The sequence below is a fragment of the Parabacteroides goldsteinii DSM 19448 = WAL 12034 genome, assembly GCF_000969835.1.
GTDB classification, from domain to species: Bacteria; Bacteroidota; Bacteroidia; order Bacteroidales; family Tannerellaceae; genus Parabacteroides; species Parabacteroides goldsteinii.
In genome coordinates this window covers 1,027,952-1,048,886 of record NZ_KQ033913.1, presented here as the reverse complement: position 1 = coordinate 1,048,886, position 20,935 = coordinate 1,027,952, and the positions used below count along the sequence as shown (strand labels likewise).

The window sequence follows — 20,935 nt, the reverse complement described above, 5'->3', positions numbered from 1 at the left end:
ACTAAATTTACTATCATGAAATTTTATAATCGTGAAATAGAACTGAAACTGTTGGATAAAACAAGGAAGATCGCTTTTAATAACCATTCACAAATGACGGTCTTAACCGGACGCAGACGCATTGGAAAAACAAAGCTTATCCTCAAAAGTTGTGAAGAAACACCAACTGTTTATTTCTTTGTAGGCCGAAGCAATGAAGCTCAGCTTTGCAGCCAATTTGCAATAGCTAGCAAAGAAACGGCCTATTTTTGCAAAAGAAGGTACACAAACCGTTCGTTTTGAAATTTCCGACTTATTCCTACGATTTTGGTTCCGATATTTCATCAAATATCATTATCTCATTGAAACAGAAAACCTGGACCAACTTGGAGAAATTATAAAAAAAGACTATCCGACCTATTCAGGGTTAACACTTGAAATGTATTTTAGGCAGATGATGATCGAAAGTAAAGAGTTCAGAAATATTGGTTCATGGTGGCAAAGCAAAAAAGAAAAAGATCCCTGTGAAATAGATATAATAGGCATTTATGCAGATGATAAACGTGCATTAGTCGCCGAAGTAAAACGACAGCGCAAAAACTTCAACCCAGACTATTTCAATGAAAAAGTTGAAATAGTTCGAAATAAAGTGCTTTCGAAATACAATATTGAAGTGAGAAATTTCTGTATGGAAGATATGTAAACTGTATGCGAACAAATCCAGTTTCTCTTCCGCATACAATCCGATAATATCTATTTCATCCTGATCTTTATGGTTCTTGCCTTGCCACCAAGAACCCATGTCTGCAAATTCCTTGTTATCAATAAAATAAAAGAATAACTGGATTTGGGAGTTTACTTCTGTTTTCTAAATGCTATACCTATATATAACGAACAAACCAACAACACCGCCCCAATCACCAACATCCGCTTTGGATAAGAAAACTCCACAGTACTTCCTTTCTGAAAAGAATCAGAACCGGCAAAACAGTTCTCATCTACAGAACCAGAACTAACAACCGACTCAACCACCTCCTCCCCCTGTTCCTTAATAGCTACATGAGTAACAGACTGCACCCCATTCAACCGGCAGCTATCGAACACGATATGCTCTATATCGATCACCTTATTGCGGGAAGCCTGATACAAATTTTTCAACAACATACTATCACTATGAATACTATGCACTTCCTCTCTTATCTCCCGGTGTTGTACACTACGCCGCCCGGCACTACAACCGGGCAGCAAAACAACCAACAAACCAACCGAAACAAATAAACTTCTACCCCACATATCCATACCTATCCCCCTTCATTTATTAATGATCACCTGATAACGATTCTCTCCATTTACCCGAAACGATAAATGCAAGAACTTCTTTCGTTTATAAAGAATTGCCTGATCGAAAGGTAACTTACAATAAAGCAACACATCCAGTAACTCCTTCGGATCAGGCACATAACAATCCGCAGCCTCCCCTTTCATATGCTGGCTCGAAGACACGCCACCCACCAACCTGTTCACCTCCGGACTCCGGTAACCGCTTGTGATCGCAATCGGCTTCCCATAAGCCAACCGCAACGGCTGTAACAACCGTTTCACCAACTCCATCATAACCTGCTTCACCTCAAACGGCGGCTCATTCAGCAACCCGTTCTCCACCGCCACCTGGCTATACGTCATTTCTTCCCAGGTAAAATTCCTACTTATCCTCTCTTTCATTTTGTACCGATTTAATTTTATACGAATAATCCACCCCAAACAAAGCTCCGGCAAATGTGCAGGTTTCCCCGAAAGCCACCAGCACACTATTATGAATCTCCCCTTTCGGGGCAATCCAGAAACCGGAGAAAAGAAGAACAATCCCGCTCATTACGAGCAGGATTGCCATTACCAATTGAATAGTCAGTCTTTTTTTCATACGTTCCCCTTTCCTCTTTCAATCAAGTAATCCTCAATTTACCATTTTCAATTATTCAATTTCCGGTCTGTCATCTCCACCGGAACCTTCTTCTTTTTTAGGTTTCGTATCTTCATCTTCTTCAAACTTCACAATCTCACTCATCCAGCGCAGACTGGTACCCGGCGAGAATATCACCCGTGCCTTTTTTATCAGGGAAGCATTGAAAGCATCTGCCGTCTCCGCCCCTTTCGAACGAATCGAAAGACGAAAACTACCGAACTCACCCACCTGTACAATACTACCCGAACGAAGTTCCAGGCTCATCGCCCAGTTCAACGAATCGAGTATTGCCTTCACATCAGCACTCGACATCGCCGAGCGGCTGGAGATCAATTCACACAACTTATCCATATCGCAATAGTTCGACGACCGCGCCATCGCATAAGTCTTCACCTTATCCTTATCGTCACCGCTAAGAACCTTGCGCTGCACCTTTCTAAATTTCAGTGTCATAGCTTTTCTATTTTAATGATTAATACTACTGTTTCCAGGGGAACGAAACAAAGGTACAGGTAGGTATATATGCAAAGATCGGTGTGAGAGCATCGTGTAAAACAGTATATAATAAGACTTTAGGAATATTCAAAATCTTAAAATACCATTTTTCGCGAACCATCACACTGATAGATTCAGGTTCTTATTTAACGTTTTTCAGAGAAATAATGATTATTACGTGAGATTCTTAGGGATAGATTTAGGTTATTTAATGACTTCTCGTAACAAATTTGATATCCTTTCGGGTACTCTTTTTAATATAATCACGTAATAAATACCCGAGAGGGTATCGAATAACAGAATATAAGTTATTTATAGAAAACAAGTGATGCCAGTATACTGTATGCGGAGATTAGCACTTATATTCTCCGCATATTATACGGCAAATACAGACATTAATCTCCGCAAACAATCACATTACAAGTTCATAATTATATCTCAATAATGAAAATTATTCCGTCTATTCCGTTTTTATCTTTTAACGATAAGAGTCGCTGATAATATAATGTATTGATATCGCGCTCCAATTGGCGAACGCTCCATGACTGCTGGGTAGCTTCTTTTAGGTAGAAGCAATGTGCATTAGCATCATTCACCTTCATTATCAACCCATTGTAACTCCATGTCAATTTGCTACACATTATGTAGCAAATCTCTGGTATTCGAAGACTTTCTGTTGCGAATCCGCTACCTGTTTAGTAGCTGGTTTCAAACAAAAAACTCCGCTTCTATAACATATAGGTCGTTTGAAGCGGAATTTTAGTTAGTTACGCATTAGTAAATTCACTGTTTACTTATAATTATCCAAAATTTTTTTATATTTTATGATAGCTGAAATTTTGCAGGTTGATGTAAAAGAGCTAATAGACTGGTATAAAAATGAATGAGTCATGGCAAAAGAAATAAAGATAATAAACAATAGTGAGTACGCTCAAATACTGTAACGAGCCGTTGCAGAAATTCAGACTGCTCGCGCCACTATTGCCCGACAGGTAAACACGACTGTAAACTCTGCATATTGGAATATAGGTAAGTTGCTCTTTGAAAAAAATTTAGCAGGTGGATATGGTAGTGGTGTAGTTAATAGATTGTCTATTGACCTAAAAGAACAGTTTCCAGATATGGGGTTGTCGCCTCGTAATTTGTGGTACATGAAACGGCATTATGAGCTTTATTATCAAGCTGATATAAAACTGCAACGCAACGTTGCAGTTTTACCTTGGGGGCATAATATATTACTTATAGATAAAGAACTCACGTTGGAGCAAATATTTTTTTATTCTCAAGAAGCAGTTCAAAAAGGATGGAAAAAAGATTTGTTGCTCAATGCCATAAAGATGAATACCTATGCCAACAGGCAAACGCAAATCAAAAGTAATAACTTTGATATTGCACTGCCCGAAGCGCAAGCTGATTATGCCAATGAAGTATTCAGGAGTTCTTATAATTTAGGGTTTCTTGGAATAGCAGAGCCCATCAAAGAATTAGAGTTAGAGAAACGGTTGGTCGCCAAAATCAAGTCATTCATTTTGGAATTAGGTCGAGGGTTTACCTTTATGGGCAATCAATATCGCTTGGAATATAACAACAAGGAGTATTTTGTAGATATGCTCTTCTTTCATCGGGGATTACGTTCACTCGTAGCTATTGAATCAGAAAATAAAATAATAACAAGATTTGGTAGAATTGAAAAATACTATTAATTCAAATCCCCACAATAATCCCCCACCCTCACCTTCCCCGCCAACACCAGTACCTCTTCGCAAGTAAACCCTCCTTTACTAATATGTCCGGCAAGCGTACCGATCTTGCCGCAAATTTGGAAACAGATAAGAACAGACATTGATAAATGATTTATTGAAGTTTGCGCAGTACGCTCTACTACTTCCGTTAAATGGAGCATCCGGATAAACAAGACGGGAAACCGGAGGGGGCAACGGAGACAGGTCATCACTGTTTTTTCAATGATGAAATCAACGTATGACTGCCGATCATGGACGATAACTTCTTCAATAAACTTCTGGTGCTTTTTAGGCAAGGTTGACCATACGGTAAATGCAATTTTATAAATCTTTTCACGTAAACGGTTACGGCCTTCCTTCGACATTTTGTCAAGGCTACGGTTAAATTCGTTCACTTCCGGCACTTTTCCATTTGGGAATAATGCCTCTAATTTGTTTTGTTTCTTCATGATATATCTGATAGGCGTTAATAAATAATTGAGGGAAATCTAAAATAAAAACAGGGAGACACAAAGTCTATTTTTATATGGTCAACACTTGTACCTCCCTTTTGCTCTCTATTTGGATAGGTTCAAATCTCTAAGCAAAAACTTACCAGGCTTAAACTTCACACTCCTACGGGCCGGTATCTTACAGGAAATGCCGGTACGAGGGTTGCGGCCTGTACGTTCAGCCTGTTCCCAGGCTTTGAAAGTACCGAAACCCTGAAGTACTATTTCATCCTCTTTTACCCTCTCTGTCAGTATTGCCTGAAAAGTATTGATAAACTTACGGGACTGTTTCTGCGAAATACCCATTTTCTCTGCTAATTCGTTTACTAAATCTGCTTTGTTCATAATATGTTTTCTTTACGTGTTTAACTATATTCTTTCATCAATAGTTATCCCGGACACAACGAATATAATAGGGATTATTCGTGGTTAAATAATTGAATGTGCCATCGCTTAAGCGCAATAAACAAAATTTACCATTTCCACCATATATTGAGCTACTCCAATAGTAACTGCCGAAGAATGTACCAGAACCTTTAATACCCTCTATATATTCTTTATTCATATACATGGCATGTAACTCTATTTGAGTAGGTAAGCGCCAACCTGTGCCATCTTCATCCAATTTGGAACAATAACTCTTCGTATTTATTTGTGTTAAAACACTAGGGTTCTGGCTTTTTTGTACTTGTATAGAATAAGAACCGTTCATTGTAGGCGACTCTGATAAATTAACTGTTACGCCATGAGATTCAGCCATATCTGTTCCACCTGCATCAAAAGGAGGATATAGTTTCCAATTGCCCCCATCTTTAGTCATCTGAGTATAATAACTTCTCAATACTTGCTGATTAATTGTAACAGTAATCTTTGTTAAATCTCCTGCTTGATTAACCTTTACTGTTTTTGAATGATCACCACCGGTTACAGCAATAGTAAATGTTGCAGAACGGGCACTCCCCATATTTTCAGTTGCATTAAATGTTAATACTTGCTCCGAACCGTCTGCAATAGAAGAGTCGATCGAGGGAGTGATAGCGTTTGTTCCGCCAGCTGGACTGACTGTCCAAGGTAGACCGTAGGTTCCCTTTACCTTTACACTACCTAAAGTCGCATCCTTTTCTAAAGACAGTTCAGTTTCAGACACCGTAAATGTGGAGCCCGATTGTTTAACTACCACTTTATTTTCTATATTTCCTGCTTTCACTGTTATATCGCCCGATATTTCTGTGCTATTGAGATTCACCTCGCTTGTTTTATATCCCAGATTCTGTTCGTTTCCATTCATTGTTTCCGGAATAGTACCGGTCAGTGTCAGCCAATCAGGCTTGGTAATAGAAAAAGATAATCCCGAAGTTCCTTTAAAAGAGAGTGTTCCGGCAGCGTCCTTTGTTGCAGCCAACGTTGTGGGACTGGCAGATACTGTCAGTGTAGAAGCTTTCTGATTCACCTTTATTGTTCCGGTTGGTCCGCCGATTTCATCCCCAGCACGAACAACTATCTCGCCGTTTCGCGCAGAAGAAGAGGGATTGACAGCGATATTAAAAGTCACATTCTGTGCTTTTCCCGTTGTTTGAGAACCTGAGGTCGCACCAACCAATGTAATCCAGTCACCTTCCGTTACCTTTGCCACCCAGTCCAAGCCGGATGTAGCGACAAACGACGATGTTTGATTATTAGCTGCTTCCGGATTTACTTCCATGCTCGAACCTTCTACCTTGGAACCTGCTTGCTGTACCACTATTTCCTCTTTCAAGCCTGTATAACCTATCTCAGCTATCGATGCACCGGCACTCACTGTTATCTTTCCACTCCGTTCCGAAGCCAAGGGGTTACTGGCTGTCGCTTTTATTTTCAAAGACTGCTCAGTCCCCGTGGCTTCATCTCCTGAAAAAGCAGGATTATCGTCTGCCCAATTCCACCAATTCTCCCCGCTTAAGGCAGCCAGCCATGGTAAACCTTTTGTAGTAGTAAAGGAAGAAGCCCCTTCCGAACCCTCTGCCGCGCCTAAAGAGATAACATCACTCCCTTTAGACAAGGCGGATCCTTCCTGCGTAATGGTTATCTCCTGATTCTCTCCGTTCACATTTACAGAAAAAGTCACACTCCTGTCTTCGGCTTTCGGATTGGCAGATACCGACTGGAAAGTAACCATAGCAGGCCCGTGATGGCTTACTGTTACCCCAGTTCCGGCAACCACACCTCCTATCATTGCCGACAACCATTCTTCCAAATCGAAAGACCACGCCTGCCCCGGACGGGCGGTGATCTGTACCTCTTTCATCCCCCCCTTCTCTGCCGGCATCTTTCCTGGATCGACCTCTATTGGCGGTATCTCATTTACCGTAATACGTTCATCGGAAATATCTATACCGACCAACGTCACCTTCATTACATAATGATAGTTACGCTCGATATTGTAATTATTCATTCCATCACCCGGATAAAAACGGAATACAACATTGTTATATGTCACTCCCCCCTGCACAGCCGTACCCGTCAATTCGATATAAGTAGCATTTGTCACCCCCATACCGATCTTCTTCTTTTCTGAGTCGATTGCGTTCCCATCACTGACAATACCCGCCATATTCTCCGGTAGATACCAATACATGGTAGCACCGTCTCTATCCGCTATTCCGGTATAATCTGTATATGTCATACCTACCAACTGGTTTTCAGGTACATCAACCTGCATTTTCTGCGGAACCGAGTTCAATGTCACAGTATTAGGAGTAAAAGTAAACCCCTCTCCGGCGATCGAATAAGTAAACGATATCTTAGCCACCATACGGGATAAATTCACCCTGATATCTTTTACTCCCCCTTCTTGTACCATCCCGCTCCACATCCCTGTCATTCCACACAGATTACTTTGGGGTAATCCAGTTTCGGTCGAAACATACGTCAACAGCAACTTTTTCAAAGCAGTTTCGGTTGCTATCTCTCCCTGGTCACCCATATTAGCAATGAACCACACATGAGATTCTGAACCTTCTCTATCATGTTTCAATTTAATATTAAGTGTATTGCCAGTTAATGAAGAAATATATTTAGCATACAAAAGCTTACCGCCAACATATTGCCCCACCCAGACACTGGCAATCTTACTTTCCTGTGCCTCTTCCAGCGGAGTAGCTGCACGAGTACCGATCGAATCCGATTCCATAGTGCCATCGGCAGTAAACAGTATGCTGCGGGTTACCGGTATATGGTTTGCCAGGACATTCAGATTAAAACCGGCATCCACTTCTTTCAGCGTAGGCAAAAGAATATCATCATCCACGTCTGCCTGTGTACAACCGACTATCCAAAGTAAAACCAAACAGCCAAACAGGCGAATCCAATGTTTGTTCCTTATTTCACTCATTTGTTTCATTATATCCTGTTTTATTCTATTGTCATTTTATATCCACAATTATTGACCACCGCCAACTTCCCCATCAGTCCATACAATTTCTTTCCAGCTTGCTACAACAAACGAAGTTCCTATTCCTTCATTGATATCCGGGTCGGGATAGGGTTCGTCCGGAGCTCCTACATTCGCATCTGTAAAGAAGATTGTCTCCTTCCAATCCAGTACTGTCATGAGCAGGGAGCTTTCGTTGTTCTTCACCTCCAGGGTGAAAACATATCGTTTGCCTTCATCGAAAGATATATTTTTATCGATCGTTGCTTTCAACGTCGCCGTTTTATCATCCCTTTGTACTTCGATCTCCACATCAAAAGGTTCCGTATTTTTAGGAAGAAGTATTCCTTTTGTCTTGTTCAAACCCAGATTATCGGTATCAGACTCCACCGGTTCAAATTCTTCCGAAGCAAATACCACTTCTGTTTTATCTCCGGCTTCGCCACCGGTGCATGGAATACCGGTATCTTCACCTACTATAAGAGCTGCACCGGACGAGGATATTTTACTTATGGTCAACCCAGTTGCATACAGTCGGGTGAAAGGGATCACATTCTCTTTGGACGGAGCTACATTAAATACCACTAATGCACATTTACGACTGAAAGTCGCCAAAGTTACCAGACGCGAACTTGCTGATATAGTTACGCCACGGACAAAAGATGTCATTACATCCTCTTTATGAGGAATATCTGTTATCTTATACGTTCCATCAACACTTTTTGCCAGTTTCCTTGCCGGAGAAACAGCATAAAAATCATACACTCCTCCCCTGACAACCATGCCTTCGGCTTTGCCATCGACCGGTTTTCCCGTATCGTCTACCGAGCAAAGTGCCAACGAACCGTCGGCCATGACCTTATAGGTAGCTTCAACGGTGGGAGTCGTCGTAGAAAACGGAACGGGAGAAGCCTCTACCCCTATGCTACTCCTGTAATAAGCAACAATCCGTATAGTTGAACCTTCCGGCAACGGAGTCGGAGCCGGCACTTCTGTGTCTTCTGCACGCGTCAGCACAGCGGGTATCCCCAGGTCGGGTTTAACGAATCCGACCTCTACCAACCGGGCTTCCTCCGATACAATATCTTCTACCATACCGCAGGCACATCCTGTAAGCAGTCCGGCCAACAAGAGTTCTGGCAAAAATAATCGTGTCAACATCCGTTTCATTTTCTCATTTATTATTCGACAGGAATATCCACTGAACCGCCATCGTTCCAACCGGCCACTTTCACATCTGCTATCTCGATCCCTTGCGGCGACATACGGATATTATAGATGTAGTTGTATCCTTTTTCCCAACTGGCGGTAAATGTTCCGGGAACGTCACTGTCGGCTCCCGGAACCATATAAAACGTACGACCGTCATCGAGTGTCAGCTCCAGGGAGATACCTACATCTCTGACAGGAATAACCAGACCAAAAGCCTGTACCGGAACTTCCGACGTTTCTTCTGTTCCGGTTCCTACCACACGCTTATCACCTCCGGCCGTAAATTGCAGCAGATCGACAGGCATTATTGTTCCGGTTGTTTCACCCGTTACCAGATTCAATTGGGCGGCAGCAGACTTTTTGAATCCTCCGTTACTTTTCAATACGATTTTAGCCACCCGACAACCGGCAAAAGAAGAACCTGCATTAACTTCCAGTACACGGAAACTCACTTTTGCCAATGCATGATTCATCGTCAAAGAAACCTCCGGATGCCAGCGGTCTACCTGATCCGCAGCCGTGCAATAGAGGTAATCCTCCTGGTCAGTTTCCCATTGCACATCCGTTGCTGCATTTACCGTTGCGCTACCGTCAGAAAAGTAGAACTTCTGCTCGTCCAACACCTTTACACCATTCATTAAAAGAGCTTTCGGAATGCCTGCGAGCGAAACACTCTTTTCTGCCGGAGCATAGCCATAAACTGTCCCTTTCTCCGAATACAAAAGAAGCGTTTCCTCTCCTTCTGCCAGTTCCCAGAGAAGAGGACTCCCTGCCGGATTGTATACGAACTGCTGGCTACCGACAGCGTTGTTGTATAAAATCTCCGTACCACTACTATTCTGTTTCGTCACGCAAATGCCTATCCCGGTCAGCGGGTTCGGGTTCCTATTCGTTTCCCCGGGGCCGCCCGTTACGACACTTCTCGACTCTACCTCCATCCACATGCCCAGATTCTTCACTCGAAAAGGAACACCCTCTTCCGGCTCGTCGCCACCAGACCCCGGCAAAACGATCTCTGCCTCTGTACACGCAGCACACAGTAACAAAAACACAGTCACTAATCGGTATAAGAATGGTTTCATGGGATTTGTCTTTTTTATTATTAATGTATTACAATGAAATATCCGGTTGTTCGTCTTCCACCCAGTCTTCCACAGTTACATCCATCACTGTCAACTTATTACGGCCGGCAGAGAACGTATAGATGCAGTTGGAACCCGCCGTCCATTCATGAGCCGGCAGAGTAACCGTATATTCGACAGGCGTATTACCACCCTCCTGGAGAGTTATCACTACATCGATTTCATTATCGCCAAAACCAGCTATCGGATAGACGATTGCACTGACTTTTTTAGATACGGCCTGTCCGGTCGTAGTTTTATCTTCGATAAATGCTTTGTCGCTTTGCTCTCCCTCCTTGATCTGCTTCATCAGGACGTAATTCGTAATTGTACGGCTAAGTGCTCCGGTGGTTGAATTATCGCTTATTGCGCCATCTGCCAACGCCATCTTGCCGGTTCCGGTTTTAAAAAGATTGGAGCTGTTTTGATGGTTCTTGATTTCAAACTTCGTAAAATTCACATCATTATCACTCAAGTTACCACCATCGTACACACGGAAAGATACCATCGCCATGGCATGCTTCATGGCCAGGTTGATCAGGTAGCCGGGGTTATTCGCATCGGTATTATTCGGGCCACTCTCCGGATCGAAAGGTATCTGCCCTTTGGCACGGCCGTTGTTTACATTCCGGCCACCCTCCGTCCCATCAAAATACAGGTAGTCTTTTTCAGTTGTTAAAGACAGGCTTATCCCCTTGTTTTTGTTAGCTGACCATGAAGTGGCATTCCAGATTTTATTCGCATTATTTGCCGAAGCATCCATCTCTCCGCTGGCAATAACTGTGATCGGGATTTTAAGATCGGATTCACTGTTTATACTTAGCAGGCTACTCAGTGCATTTACATCATACGGATAATAAGCATATACCTTACCTATCGTTTCTTTCAGATAATAAGGCTTTTCATTCTTGGGGTCATAACTAAGACCTTTCTCGGTAATCGAAATCCAGTTCTCACCTTTTGCATCTCCCATATACCATACATGAGGGCCGGTATAGCCGGAACTCGATGCATCGGGAGAATACCAGTCAGTTGCATCCGAGTTGGTCACCACTACTCCCAGACCAGGAGCCGTACTATAATCCGTATAGGTAATCGCACTGCCGCTTACCACCGCTTTGGTTGTCGATTTCAGTCCGGCATCCACCTTCAGGTTCGGGTTGATACCCAATGCCACCTGGCCGTCACCGCCACCCGGTTCTGGCTCTATTCCTGTCTCTGTTTCCGAACAGCTCACCGCTGTCACAAGGGCTATCAACATGGCCCACTTTGTCGTGATCGTTTTCATTTTCATTCGTTTTAAAAGTTTTATTTCCTGTTTATTTATTCGTATTTTATCATATCGGCATCTCCCCTTGTTCATCCTCCATCCACGCTTCCACACTGACATGCGTGGTTTGTATGTTGCTTGCTCCGGTAAAAAAGAGCGAGACGATATGGCTTTTGCCGATTTCAAAACCGCCCTCTATACGGACAAAGACGTTCGAGAGGGTTTCTTTCAGGTTGCCATTGCCGTCTTTCGTTGTCGTGATCCGAAGATGAAGCGGATGATCCGCCGTCCCGTCCTCCGGGAATGCCGGAAGAAGGAGATAGCCTTGTGCCTCGGGAGGCGATCCGTCGGACGCTACCTGCGGGATTAGCAGACCGGCAATATCCTGCACCGGGAGATTCTTTATATCTTCCGCCACAGATATATCCGCCAGACGGGGCGGTTCCGCTGACAAATCCAGTTCCTGACGGGTATGTACATCTGCTGCTTCGATCGTTTGTATCGTTCCCCATGCATCGGCTCGGTCACTGTAACAGACCAAGCGGACCTGAGTCAGCAAATGACGGAACGTACAGGTCGTCACCGGAACATAGCCGTTTCCCTCGAGGATTCCCGTTGCCATGATATCCGTCGTTCCGTCTATGCGGAAGGTTACTTTGCCCGTTCCTGCATCGGTTGTCGGCTCCCCCTCCGCCGGATAATAACCGTGCAGGCGGATATGACGGCCATCCGCCGGGTACGACTGCGACTGGGCAAATACAATCGGACGGTTCCCCCTTCCACCCTGACGCACAGCCTCGTGTACAGCCCACCCACTGTATGCACCCATTGAAACCGCCGATTCATCCTGACGGGCAAAGCTAACCTTCAGATCCTGTTCATAGCCCGAGCCGATTATCCCGCGCGTCGACGCTCCGATCGCACCTTCCAGGCAAACCGCTGTTTCTGGGACCGGCTCCGGAGCAGGATTGCTGTCCGAACAGGCGGCGAGGCCCGAAAGGATGACGACTGATGCTAATACTATGACTTTAAGGTTATTCATCTCTGAAAATTACTCTCCGGGGGTTACTATTGTACTGCCGCCGTTACCCGGCTGCCACGGGGCGATACCGGATTCTACCGCTATTTTACCGTCCTCCGTAAAGGTGAGTGTGATCAGATGCGAATAGCCAGCTTTCACCCCTTCACCGATATTCGAGACTGTGACATTCAGGGTTTTCGCATTCCCATCATATGTTCCTTTCACTTCCAGAGAGACAGGCAGACTCTCCGTTCCCATATTGGCTGTCGGGTAAAGCAGCAGATAACCGGTTGGCGGAGTTTCGGCATCTAAAGCAGAGATCATAGAAGGACAGTTCTTAACTGTCAGTGTCTGGTCGGCCGTACCCGTGACCGTTAGTTTAGCTCCGCTTGTTTTATCCAGCGATAGCTTCAATCCCGTGGCTACATTTTTTACTTTAATGGAAGCGACCGCCGTCCATCTGCTGATCGCACCAGCTGAACCAACACACTTGAACTGCAACTGGGTTAGCAGGTGGCTGAAAGTAAAAGTCTCGAACTTATCGACCAGCGAACCGGTCTGCACACCTGTCACCATGATGTCCTCGTCGCCTGTTATAGTGTAAGTGACGCTGGCAGGGTTGGTGGTTCCGCTCGGTTCCTTGCGGGGATAATAGCCGATCAGGACAGACTCTCCCTCTTCTGCCAAATAGGTTTGTTCCGGCTCAAAAGTCAGCGCCGTATTACCCGCACCACCTGTACGGACTGCGTCGATAGAGGTCCACGCAGCGCCAGCTGTACCGGGATTATCCAAACGGGCAAACGATACTTCCAGGTCATTCGTATAGCCGCCGCCGATCACCGCACGGGTAGCCTCCGCTATTCCGGCATTCACCTCTATTGCTTCAGCCGTTCCATCCGTCACCGGCTCTTCCGTGTTGGTGCAACTGCCGAAGAAAGCTGTCGCCAACAGACTCATGATCAATAATTTTCCTCTTTCCATATTATACCAGTGTTTTATCGTTATTATTACTATCGTTTTCATTTCGTTTCAGGGAGTAACCACACCCGAACCGCCGCTGCCCGGTTTCCACTCCTTCAGCATGATCGTCAAACCGGACATTTCATCATAGCGGACAACCAAGTCCAGTATCACATGTGTCGTAACTCCGACGGTGAATGCCTCTTTCACCTCATTCGTTATATCCGTGGATGAAGTGATTTCCTTTCCGTCTGCCAGTGTCATCGTTAGGATCAGGTCGACCATTTCACCGCTTTCCTCACCCGAAGACAATCCAAACAGGTTCAAGGTAGATGTATAAATGCCAGGTCCGGTCTCTTCCGGCTCGAACGTCATAAAGGCCCGCGTATCGAATAGCGGCTTGCCGGAAGGTATATGAACCCGTGACGAAACACCGGTCAACCTTCCCGACAAGACCGCCGGAACGACATCTCCCTTTTCCCCTCCTGTGACTTTTATATTCATTTCTAATGTACGGACAAGATTCACCACAGACAATTCCTTTGCCACAACTTCTCTGCCGCCCACCTCGATCAGGTCTAAACCTGCCCCGTACAGATTACCCGGACAGGCTATCTGCACCGATGAAGATTTTAAGGAAGAAAGCCGCTGCGCTCTTCCGCAGGCTTCCTTATAACCCTTCTCCATTTCAAGCGTGACACCCGTACAACCCCTGTTACAGACAGCTACCCGGTAACAACCCGAAGGCAACGTACCTTCATACCCCGAAACGTCCCCCGTACGGATAATCGGACTATCCGAACCTTCCGGATAGAAATACCACGTCATATTCTCCGGGCAACCACTGTCAGGGCGACGAAGCAGTAAACGTACTTTTCCGTTCTTCTCCCAATCCTCGTCCGTCATACGGTATGCGCAAGACAAGACCGCCACAATCCATACGGCATATATCATCCAACCCACCAGTTGCTTTATACGATATTTCTTATTTCTTTTATTCCTTTCCATCTTCCTATCTGATTTGAAAACGGTACGACAAACTGATCCGAAGTCCCAACATAAATCCCGTCGAGGCAAAACGGGTTTCCAAATAATTCCGGTCATCCGGCGCGTCATAACGGTATTTCTTCCCATCGAAGACCGAACGGTAACCGGCACGTACACTCAGCCCCATCCCCAAACCTCCGGCCAGGGAGAAACGATACCCCATCGACAGGCCCGCCGACCAGAAACAGCCCGTCCGGCCGTAAAGTATATCCTCAGACCTATCGATCGCGTTGCCACGTACATCGAAGTCACCATACTCGGCAAACACCCCGGTATGCAGGCCGGTAAACCTTCCCGAAGGGGACAGCCAGACTCTTGATTCAAGGGATATTTCAGAGACAGACCAGCTATCACGCGTCTTGTCTTTATAGGCAAAGTCGGAATACATGCCCGACAAAGCCAGTGACCAGCGACCGGCAAAGCTGCACTCCACTTCCAGATTAGGCATGAATGCACCTGTTTCTATTTTCGTCTCACCCGTTCCCAGACGGATTGAAGGAACTACGCCAAACCAGGGAAGAAGGTTTGTTTTTACGGCCAGATATACAGGATTGTGTTCGATCGGTGTTGCATTCTTTTTGACAGCGGGAGCAACAGGAGTTATCCCCTCAGGGTTTGCAGTTTCATCCGTTCTCTCTTTATGCTTTGTGACCACCCGTACCACTTCCTTTGTTGTAACGGTCGTTGCCAGATTGACAGCCGGGAGCTCTACTCTCTCGTGACGACGAATCGTATCCGTCACCGATGCCAGCCGGTAATCTTCCAGTTCCGTCCGGTCGAAAAGAGGATCGTCGATACGATAGACTTCGCGGTCGTAACCACCAGCCTCTCCACGACGGTACAAATCCACATAAGGGATTGCTCCGTACTCACCGATAGCTGCCTTTACAGCTATCGGATAACGGCTCTCACTGTAATGGATCGAAGTGTTGGCAAACCACGGAAGCGGACGGTATACATTATATATATGTATCTGATCGCGATAGCTGCCACTACGGTCGATGTAAAAAGCGACACAGTCATGAGGGATATCGAAACGGGTTTTCAGATAGGCACGGATACGACTGGCACGCAGCGAAGCTTCGTTCACCACTGCATCCTCTTTATAGCCATAAGCATCCACATGTGAAACGATCAAGAGGTGGTTGTCTCCTTTCAGCAGACGGTTCCGGGAGGCATCCAGAAGTTGCCCCATACGCTCTAATTGGTAAGCGTTATCGCCGTAATCAGCCAGGAACAGGTCGCTGTTTTCTTTGAAAGAGAATAAAAAAGATTCCGCCTTATGATAGGTCGTTGTCTGCGCAGTCACTTCCCGCCAAACCAGGCTGAAAAATAACAACAGGCAGAACGCTTTTCTTTGTGATCCTTTTATCCTATACATAATATTATATCAATACCAGTCCTTGATTTTCCGATTTACTTCTAAGATGCCCCCTTATTTATATAATAAGGGGAAAAGATAAAAAGCACCTCGATTTTGAGAGGAATTTAATGAGTTTTGTCTCTGGGATATTTTGGATTGATGTCTTATTTCAATATTTTGTGGAATAAAAACATGTAAAAATGATAACAGTTTTTTTCAAACGGATATTAATAAGACAGCAGTCTTCACCCGCCTTATGTCTTATTCTTTGAAAATTATGATTTAAAGGTCACAAGCAGGAAACTAGGTTAATTAATACAAATTCTATATGTTTTTTTTAGGATTTTACCCAAAAGCTTTGTTTTTCCATAAGATTCTTCCTATGTTTGCAGAGCATTCAAACTCTTTTGCGAAATCCACAAGTTGTAAAGGCTTGGATATGAAACAAAAAGAGAGGGAATTACCTTATTATATAAATAAGGATAATTTATGCAGCCATCAGTTCCTTCACACCTTCAGAAACCCTTTTATTTGCTTCTCCTACCTTACCTGCATCAAATGCAGACAAGTAAATGCGAGTCATTTTCTCGGAAGAATGCCCCAGGGCTTGGCTGATGATAGCAATCGGTATCCCCAGATGATAAGCCGCAGATGCCCAGCTATGGCGAAAAACATAGGTCGTCAACTTTGCAGATAAACCCAATAAGACCTGCACATCTGCCAGATATTGATTTTCCTGTGCCAGACATTGTTTATACTGTTCATGCGTAGCCCCCTCCTGTAACACTGGAAAAAGATATTTGGAATCCGCCCGCCTGTAACGATTAATCAGTAACTGCATAGGCTCCGAAACTTCCATCTCGATCAGTGCACCTGTTTTTTGCCGGCGATACGACAATACTTTTCCTTCTTCAACCAGGTTCTCCCCTCCTAAACGAACGATATCCGCAAAAGGCATACCGCAAGCCAAAAAAGAAAACAGGGCCATATCCACCGCCAGCTTTTTCTCCGGTTCTTCTTCCAGATCGAGTGCAGCCATCTGCTTAATCACTTCCACCGGAACAGCCCGTTTAACGGTCTCCTCCCGTTGCAACTGCATCCCCTCGAACGGCCGTTCCTCAAGCCGCCCTTTCCAACCCCGGCAAGCACGGTTGTACATCGCCCGTAGATTACTAATATAACTATTCACCGAATTTACACGCAGTTTCTTTCCTTTCAGATACCGAATAAACTCCTGCACAACATCCTGCGTCACATCTCCCAACAATCTGCTCTTTCCTCTCTCACGAATGAATGCTGCAAAATGATTTCGGGTAGCACGATACAGATCGGCCGTGCTTTCATCCCCATTACTGCGCTTCTGCTTTTCCTGCTCGAGCATCAGCCTGCAAAAATCTTTATTTCTCATAACTTTTTCCTTCTTTATCGTTATTAATCAAAAAGATAAAGATAAACATTCAGGGCTTACTAAATGTTGGATTTTCACGACTGTAAATAACAATCATTTTAAAGAAAAAAGCTGTTTTAGAGAAAAAAAGTGACTCATCATACTGTTTTTTATACTTCACATTGGCTATCTGAGAAATTCATTGTGATGATTTGTCCCAGTCATCGTAATGCCCCAACCAAGTCATCACAATGACTCCATACACTCATCACAATGACCCGGACAAGTCATTACAATGATTTTTTTAACAAATCGAAAAAGGATGAAATTTTCTTCAGTATTACTCCTGAAACAGGGTTCATATTGCTTCCTTAAAGCTATAAGCTTGTTTTTGACAGATCATTTTCGATTGACAGATTGTTGCAGGTTTTGCTTGATCAGTGTCACTTACGCTGAAAGCATTGCGATGAATGTATTTTCACTCGACCAAATGTCTCCACAAAAAAGAAAATCCCCTCAATCCGTTATTGCTGAAGTTCGGATTGAGGGGGTAAATGCGCTTTATCTATTCCTTGCTTATGTACAGAGTGGGGAGACAATGGTTAGATTGGCAGAATGTCAAAATAAAACAAGTGATAATTGGAGCTTTCTAGGCAAAACTTAGATATAAACTTTGTTTCATTTTGTTCTTATGCGATCAACCAGAGATTTTCCTATAGAGTTTCTAGATTGATATTTTAAATTTTACATTCTTTCATTTAAAATATATCCCATAATTTAGTCCATTGATTTTCTATGTACTTTTGTGGTTATTTGTACATGAAAAAGACTAAGAGTAAAGATAGTTGCTTTAAAAAGAGAGCTATTTTAGTTGAATAAACTATTCTCTATACGTAATTATAGTTTCAGTTTCATTTCGCTGTACCTTATAATGTATAGGATTATTTTTAAGATTTACATTTTCTAAATTAGGACTAAAAAATAGTATTTCCTTACCTTCTCTTGCTGTATGCGCACTATGATTAAAAGAATATTCTTTTGTTCTACATTCTTGATATAAATCTTTTATTTCCGAGACATTATCATATGAAACTATCCAATGCAAATCTCTTATACTTTTTATTTTGTCACTAACAATTTTGTGATCTGAGTATTTATAATGATTCAAGTATAGTGAGCTTGCTTTATAAAAGTAAGGTGGATCAAAATAAAATATAACATTATTATTTGTAGCCTCTTGTTGTATCTTATCCACTAATTTTAATGCATCTTTTTTATATAAATGAATATTTCTTTTTCTTGCTGCTATTCTTTTTATTCGCATTATAAGTTCTTCTTTGTTGAATCTACAATCAAGAGGGTAATCACCTTCTTGATTTATGCCTCCAATAACCCCTGCATTTATAATGCCCGAACGATTTGTTCTATTAAGGAAAAACGTAGAAAATCCAAGTTCTAACAAACCCGCTGTTTTTTTTAATGATTGTATTTCTTTCTGTCTTTTCCATTCCTCAATTGTTATCTCTGTATTTAATATTTTCTCACATAATTCGTCAGTTTTTCTTAAAACAGAATACCAAAATGCATAAATTGATCTATCTTTATCATTGATTGTTATTTCATCAACGAATCCTTCTAAAAGTAAAAATAGCGCAACAGATGCTCCACCAGAATACGGTTCAACATAATGCCCTGTAATTCTATTCTCAACACAAATATTTGCAATAAAAGCAGATAATTTATTCTTTCCTCCTGGATATCTAAGTGGTGAATAATGCATTAGTCTTTATTATTAATGTTTTCACTGAGGTACATAAATAGAGGTTCAAGATGTTTCCATGCTCTTTTATTGTGCTCTGGATCTACTATTGTTTCTAAATTGTGGATAGCTAAATCTAATCCCATTTTTATCCGTTCAATATAATCTTTCAAATTTTTATATGTATTTGGATCAATTTCATTAACTATTTTATTTTTTAGAACAAAATCCAACATACCTTTTAGTGATGTATCTACAAATTCTTTATCCATAGAGAATTTTAAAATATTCATACATATATCCATATCAATATCATCCTTTATATGATGAATATCTTTTATATATTTGATTAAATTTGAAACTTTCTTCTGGCTAGCTTTCTTACTTTCCTCTCCTATTTTAACAGAAAGTTCACCTAATAATTTATTCTCTTTTAAAAAAAAGTAGAGTGATTGCTCCAAATATGCACGCAAAAGAACTGCAAACGAATATTTTTTATCAATAGGCAATGCTTTTAACTCTCCAAAAAGAGCATCCAATTTTTCATTATCAAAAATAATCTCTCTATCTCTAGGAATAATAAAATTTAAATACCCATTTTTATTTGTTTTTTTCTTCCTTGTATTTGTTTTATTTTTCTCATCTTCCAGATCTTTTCTATTTTCAGATGATCGACTTTTATTTTTTTCATTTTCTGGAACAACACTCAAATCAATATTAGGTTCTTTTTTTAATTTTTCCAATAGACTTTTCAGATCTTCTGTTGTATTATATTCACGAGAAAAACGTTCTGCATCTAACAAAGATTTGAAAGTTACAATAATTCTCTTTTCAAATTCTTCTTGTGGAAGTTTGATAATTAATTCACCATTATTATTATCAAAATCAATACCTAAAAACAATTTCACTTCATCTAGTGCATAAAAACGCTCCAAATTAGTTATGTCAAAGTTTGTAACATCTATAAAAAGGCCTTCTTCTTTTTCTAAAATCTCTTTACCTTCCAAAAATAGATTGTATGCTTTTAATGGTTTTAAAATTTTTGCCCTTGTCTCATTTAAAACAGTACAGATATCTTCAATTGACAATCCATCTTTCCCATACATTTCAGCTATAAAAGAATATTGATTTCCAGTTTTCCATTTCTGTACAGCATCCCCTTTATGACGTTCATAAATTATTGGATTGGCCAACAATCTATTTGGTGCAATAAAGCAACGAATCTTATAATCATCTATTGGTATGTTGTTTTTGATGATATTTTGCAATAAAATTTTAGCTTTTGCAGCAGATAAATACTTTTTAGGATTTTGCAACAGCTTTAAAGATGCTACCCGACGGTTTCCTTCAAGTACAACTTTCTTTCCATTTTCTATACAGATAATAGGTTCTTCGCCTACAAAATAGCCTTCTTCTGATATTTTTTTTGCTAATTCATAAACTTTTTCTTTTTCTAATAAGATTTTCAATACTTGAGTTTGGTTTAAACTATCCTCCATATACCTAATTCTAGGATTATTTAAATCAAGTTGCAAAGTACTTACTTTGTACTCGTATGTTTCCCAAATTGAATAATCTATATACATAACTGCTTGTTGTTAATTATCGTTTCAGTTTACTATGCAAAAATATAAAATTAAAATGGATAAAAGAATTCCAATTGCAAGTTTTTCTATAAGATATATTTAATACTCACTTTGAGATGACCTTTCAATT

General features: G+C 42.1%; 21 protein-coding genes. 3 read left to right on the top strand and 18 right to left on the bottom strand.

Translation table 11 applies throughout. The features are described 5' to 3' along the window. Nucleotides 1–15 precede the first annotated feature (15 nt). Entirely contained in the window at nucleotides 16–282 is a 267-nt protein-coding gene (locus HMPREF1535_RS26500; RefSeq protein ID WP_052716738.1) for an ATP-binding protein, read from the top strand. Beyond that, nucleotides 245–682 (top strand): DUF234 domain-containing protein, encoded by a 438-nt coding sequence (locus HMPREF1535_RS25470; protein WP_425594423.1) that lies wholly within the window; start codon nucleotides 245–247, stop codon nucleotides 680–682. The genes HMPREF1535_RS26500 and HMPREF1535_RS25470 overlap by 38 nt, the downstream gene beginning before the upstream one ends. 152 nt (nucleotides 683–834) lie before the next feature. On the opposite strand, the gene HMPREF1535_RS17210 is transcribed toward HMPREF1535_RS25470, so the two are convergent. From HMPREF1535_RS17210 to HMPREF1535_RS26495, 5 genes are all read right to left on the bottom strand, one after another. Then, the gene (locus tag HMPREF1535_RS17210; protein WP_046146953.1) at nucleotides 835–1,278 is read right to left on the bottom strand and encodes a hypothetical protein; all 444 of its coding nucleotides are present in this window, start codon (nucleotides 1,276–1,278) and stop codon (nucleotides 835–837) included. Between the two features lie 12 nt (nucleotides 1,279–1,290). Next, entirely contained in the window at nucleotides 1,291–1,701 is a 411-nt protein-coding gene (locus tag HMPREF1535_RS17205; RefSeq protein ID WP_046146952.1) for a D-Ala-D-Ala carboxypeptidase family metallohydrolase, read from the bottom strand. Beyond that, nucleotides 1,682–1,900: a hypothetical protein gene (locus HMPREF1535_RS17200; protein WP_007659354.1), complete on the bottom strand. Its 219-nt coding sequence runs from the start codon at nucleotides 1,898–1,900 to the stop codon at nucleotides 1,682–1,684. The genes HMPREF1535_RS17205 and HMPREF1535_RS17200 overlap by 20 nt, the downstream gene beginning before the upstream one ends. 51 nt (nucleotides 1,901–1,951) lie before the next feature. Further along, nucleotides 1,952–2,395, bottom strand: coding sequence for an HU family DNA-binding protein (locus HMPREF1535_RS17195; RefSeq protein WP_007659352.1), 444 nt, complete (start codon nucleotides 2,393–2,395; stop codon nucleotides 1,952–1,954). A gap of 473 nt (nucleotides 2,396–2,868) precedes the next feature. Then, nucleotides 2,869–3,081: a DUF1016 N-terminal domain-containing protein gene (locus HMPREF1535_RS26495; protein ID WP_392391976.1), complete on the bottom strand. Its 213-nt coding sequence runs from the start codon at nucleotides 3,079–3,081 to the stop codon at nucleotides 2,869–2,871. 315 nt (nucleotides 3,082–3,396) lie between these two features. Between HMPREF1535_RS26495 and HMPREF1535_RS17190 the strand changes: the two genes are divergently transcribed. After that, the gene (locus HMPREF1535_RS17190) at nucleotides 3,397–4,140 is read left to right on the top strand and encodes a PDDEXK nuclease domain-containing protein (protein ID WP_262362568.1); all 744 of its coding nucleotides are present in this window, start codon (nucleotides 3,397–3,399) and stop codon (nucleotides 4,138–4,140) included. Here HMPREF1535_RS17190 and HMPREF1535_RS17185 read toward each other — a convergent pair. From HMPREF1535_RS17185 to HMPREF1535_RS17120, 13 genes are all read right to left on the bottom strand, one after another. After that, nucleotides 4,137–4,628, bottom strand: coding sequence for a hypothetical protein (locus HMPREF1535_RS17185; protein ID WP_046146951.1), 492 nt, complete (start codon nucleotides 4,626–4,628; stop codon nucleotides 4,137–4,139). The genes HMPREF1535_RS17190 and HMPREF1535_RS17185 overlap by 4 nt on opposite strands. A gap of 108 nt (nucleotides 4,629–4,736) precedes the next feature. Beyond that, nucleotides 4,737–5,015, bottom strand: coding sequence for an HU family DNA-binding protein (locus HMPREF1535_RS17180; protein ID WP_046146950.1), 279 nt, complete (start codon nucleotides 5,013–5,015; stop codon nucleotides 4,737–4,739). A 37-nt stretch (nucleotides 5,016–5,052) separates the two neighbouring features. Beyond that, entirely contained in the window at nucleotides 5,053–8,049 is a 2,997-nt protein-coding gene (locus HMPREF1535_RS17175) for a BACON domain-containing protein (protein ID WP_046146949.1), read from the bottom strand. Between the two features lie 39 nt (nucleotides 8,050–8,088). Continuing rightward, nucleotides 8,089–9,249, bottom strand: coding sequence for a BF2992 family fimbrillin-A clan protein (locus HMPREF1535_RS17170; protein WP_046146948.1), 1,161 nt, complete (start codon nucleotides 9,247–9,249; stop codon nucleotides 8,089–8,091). Between the two features lie 11 nt (nucleotides 9,250–9,260). Continuing rightward, complete coding sequence (locus HMPREF1535_RS17165) at nucleotides 9,261–10,373, bottom strand: fimbrillin family protein (RefSeq protein ID WP_046146947.1); 1,113 nt, start codon at nucleotides 10,371–10,373, stop codon at nucleotides 9,261–9,263. 28 nt (nucleotides 10,374–10,401) lie between these two features. Further along, nucleotides 10,402–11,700 (bottom strand): fimbrillin family protein, encoded by a 1,299-nt coding sequence (locus HMPREF1535_RS17160; RefSeq protein ID WP_046147597.1) that lies wholly within the window; start codon nucleotides 11,698–11,700, stop codon nucleotides 10,402–10,404. A gap of 49 nt (nucleotides 11,701–11,749) precedes the next feature. After that, nucleotides 11,750–12,724, bottom strand: a complete 975-nt coding sequence (locus HMPREF1535_RS17155) for a fimbrillin family protein (protein ID WP_046146946.1) — start codon at nucleotides 12,722–12,724, stop codon at nucleotides 11,750–11,752. A gap of 9 nt (nucleotides 12,725–12,733) precedes the next feature. Beyond that, nucleotides 12,734–13,684 (bottom strand): fimbrillin family protein, encoded by a 951-nt coding sequence (locus HMPREF1535_RS17150; RefSeq protein ID WP_046146945.1) that lies wholly within the window; start codon nucleotides 13,682–13,684, stop codon nucleotides 12,734–12,736. 48 nt (nucleotides 13,685–13,732) lie between these two features. Next, nucleotides 13,733–14,671: a DUF5119 domain-containing protein gene (locus tag HMPREF1535_RS17145; protein WP_046146944.1), complete on the bottom strand. Its 939-nt coding sequence runs from the start codon at nucleotides 14,669–14,671 to the stop codon at nucleotides 13,733–13,735. 4 nt (nucleotides 14,672–14,675) lie between these two features. Beyond that, nucleotides 14,676–16,091 carry a DUF3575 domain-containing protein gene (locus HMPREF1535_RS17140; RefSeq protein ID WP_046146943.1) on the bottom strand — a complete coding sequence of 472 codons (1,416 nt, stop codon included), beginning with the start codon at nucleotides 16,089–16,091 and terminating at the stop codon, nucleotides 14,676–14,678. Between the two features lie 469 nt (nucleotides 16,092–16,560). Next, a complete protein-coding gene (locus tag HMPREF1535_RS17135) occupies nucleotides 16,561–17,481 on the bottom strand; it encodes a tyrosine-type recombinase/integrase (protein ID WP_052716737.1) in 921 nt (306 codons plus the stop codon). A gap of 859 nt (nucleotides 17,482–18,340) precedes the next feature. Continuing rightward, entirely contained in the window at nucleotides 18,341–19,240 is a 900-nt protein-coding gene (locus HMPREF1535_RS17125) for a DNA adenine methylase (protein ID WP_046146941.1), read from the bottom strand. Next, nucleotides 19,240–20,805, bottom strand: coding sequence for a ParB N-terminal domain-containing protein (locus HMPREF1535_RS17120; RefSeq protein WP_046146940.1), 1,566 nt, complete (start codon nucleotides 20,803–20,805; stop codon nucleotides 19,240–19,242). The genes HMPREF1535_RS17125 and HMPREF1535_RS17120 overlap by 1 nt, the downstream gene beginning before the upstream one ends. Nucleotides 20,806–20,935: the final 130 nt, after the last annotated feature.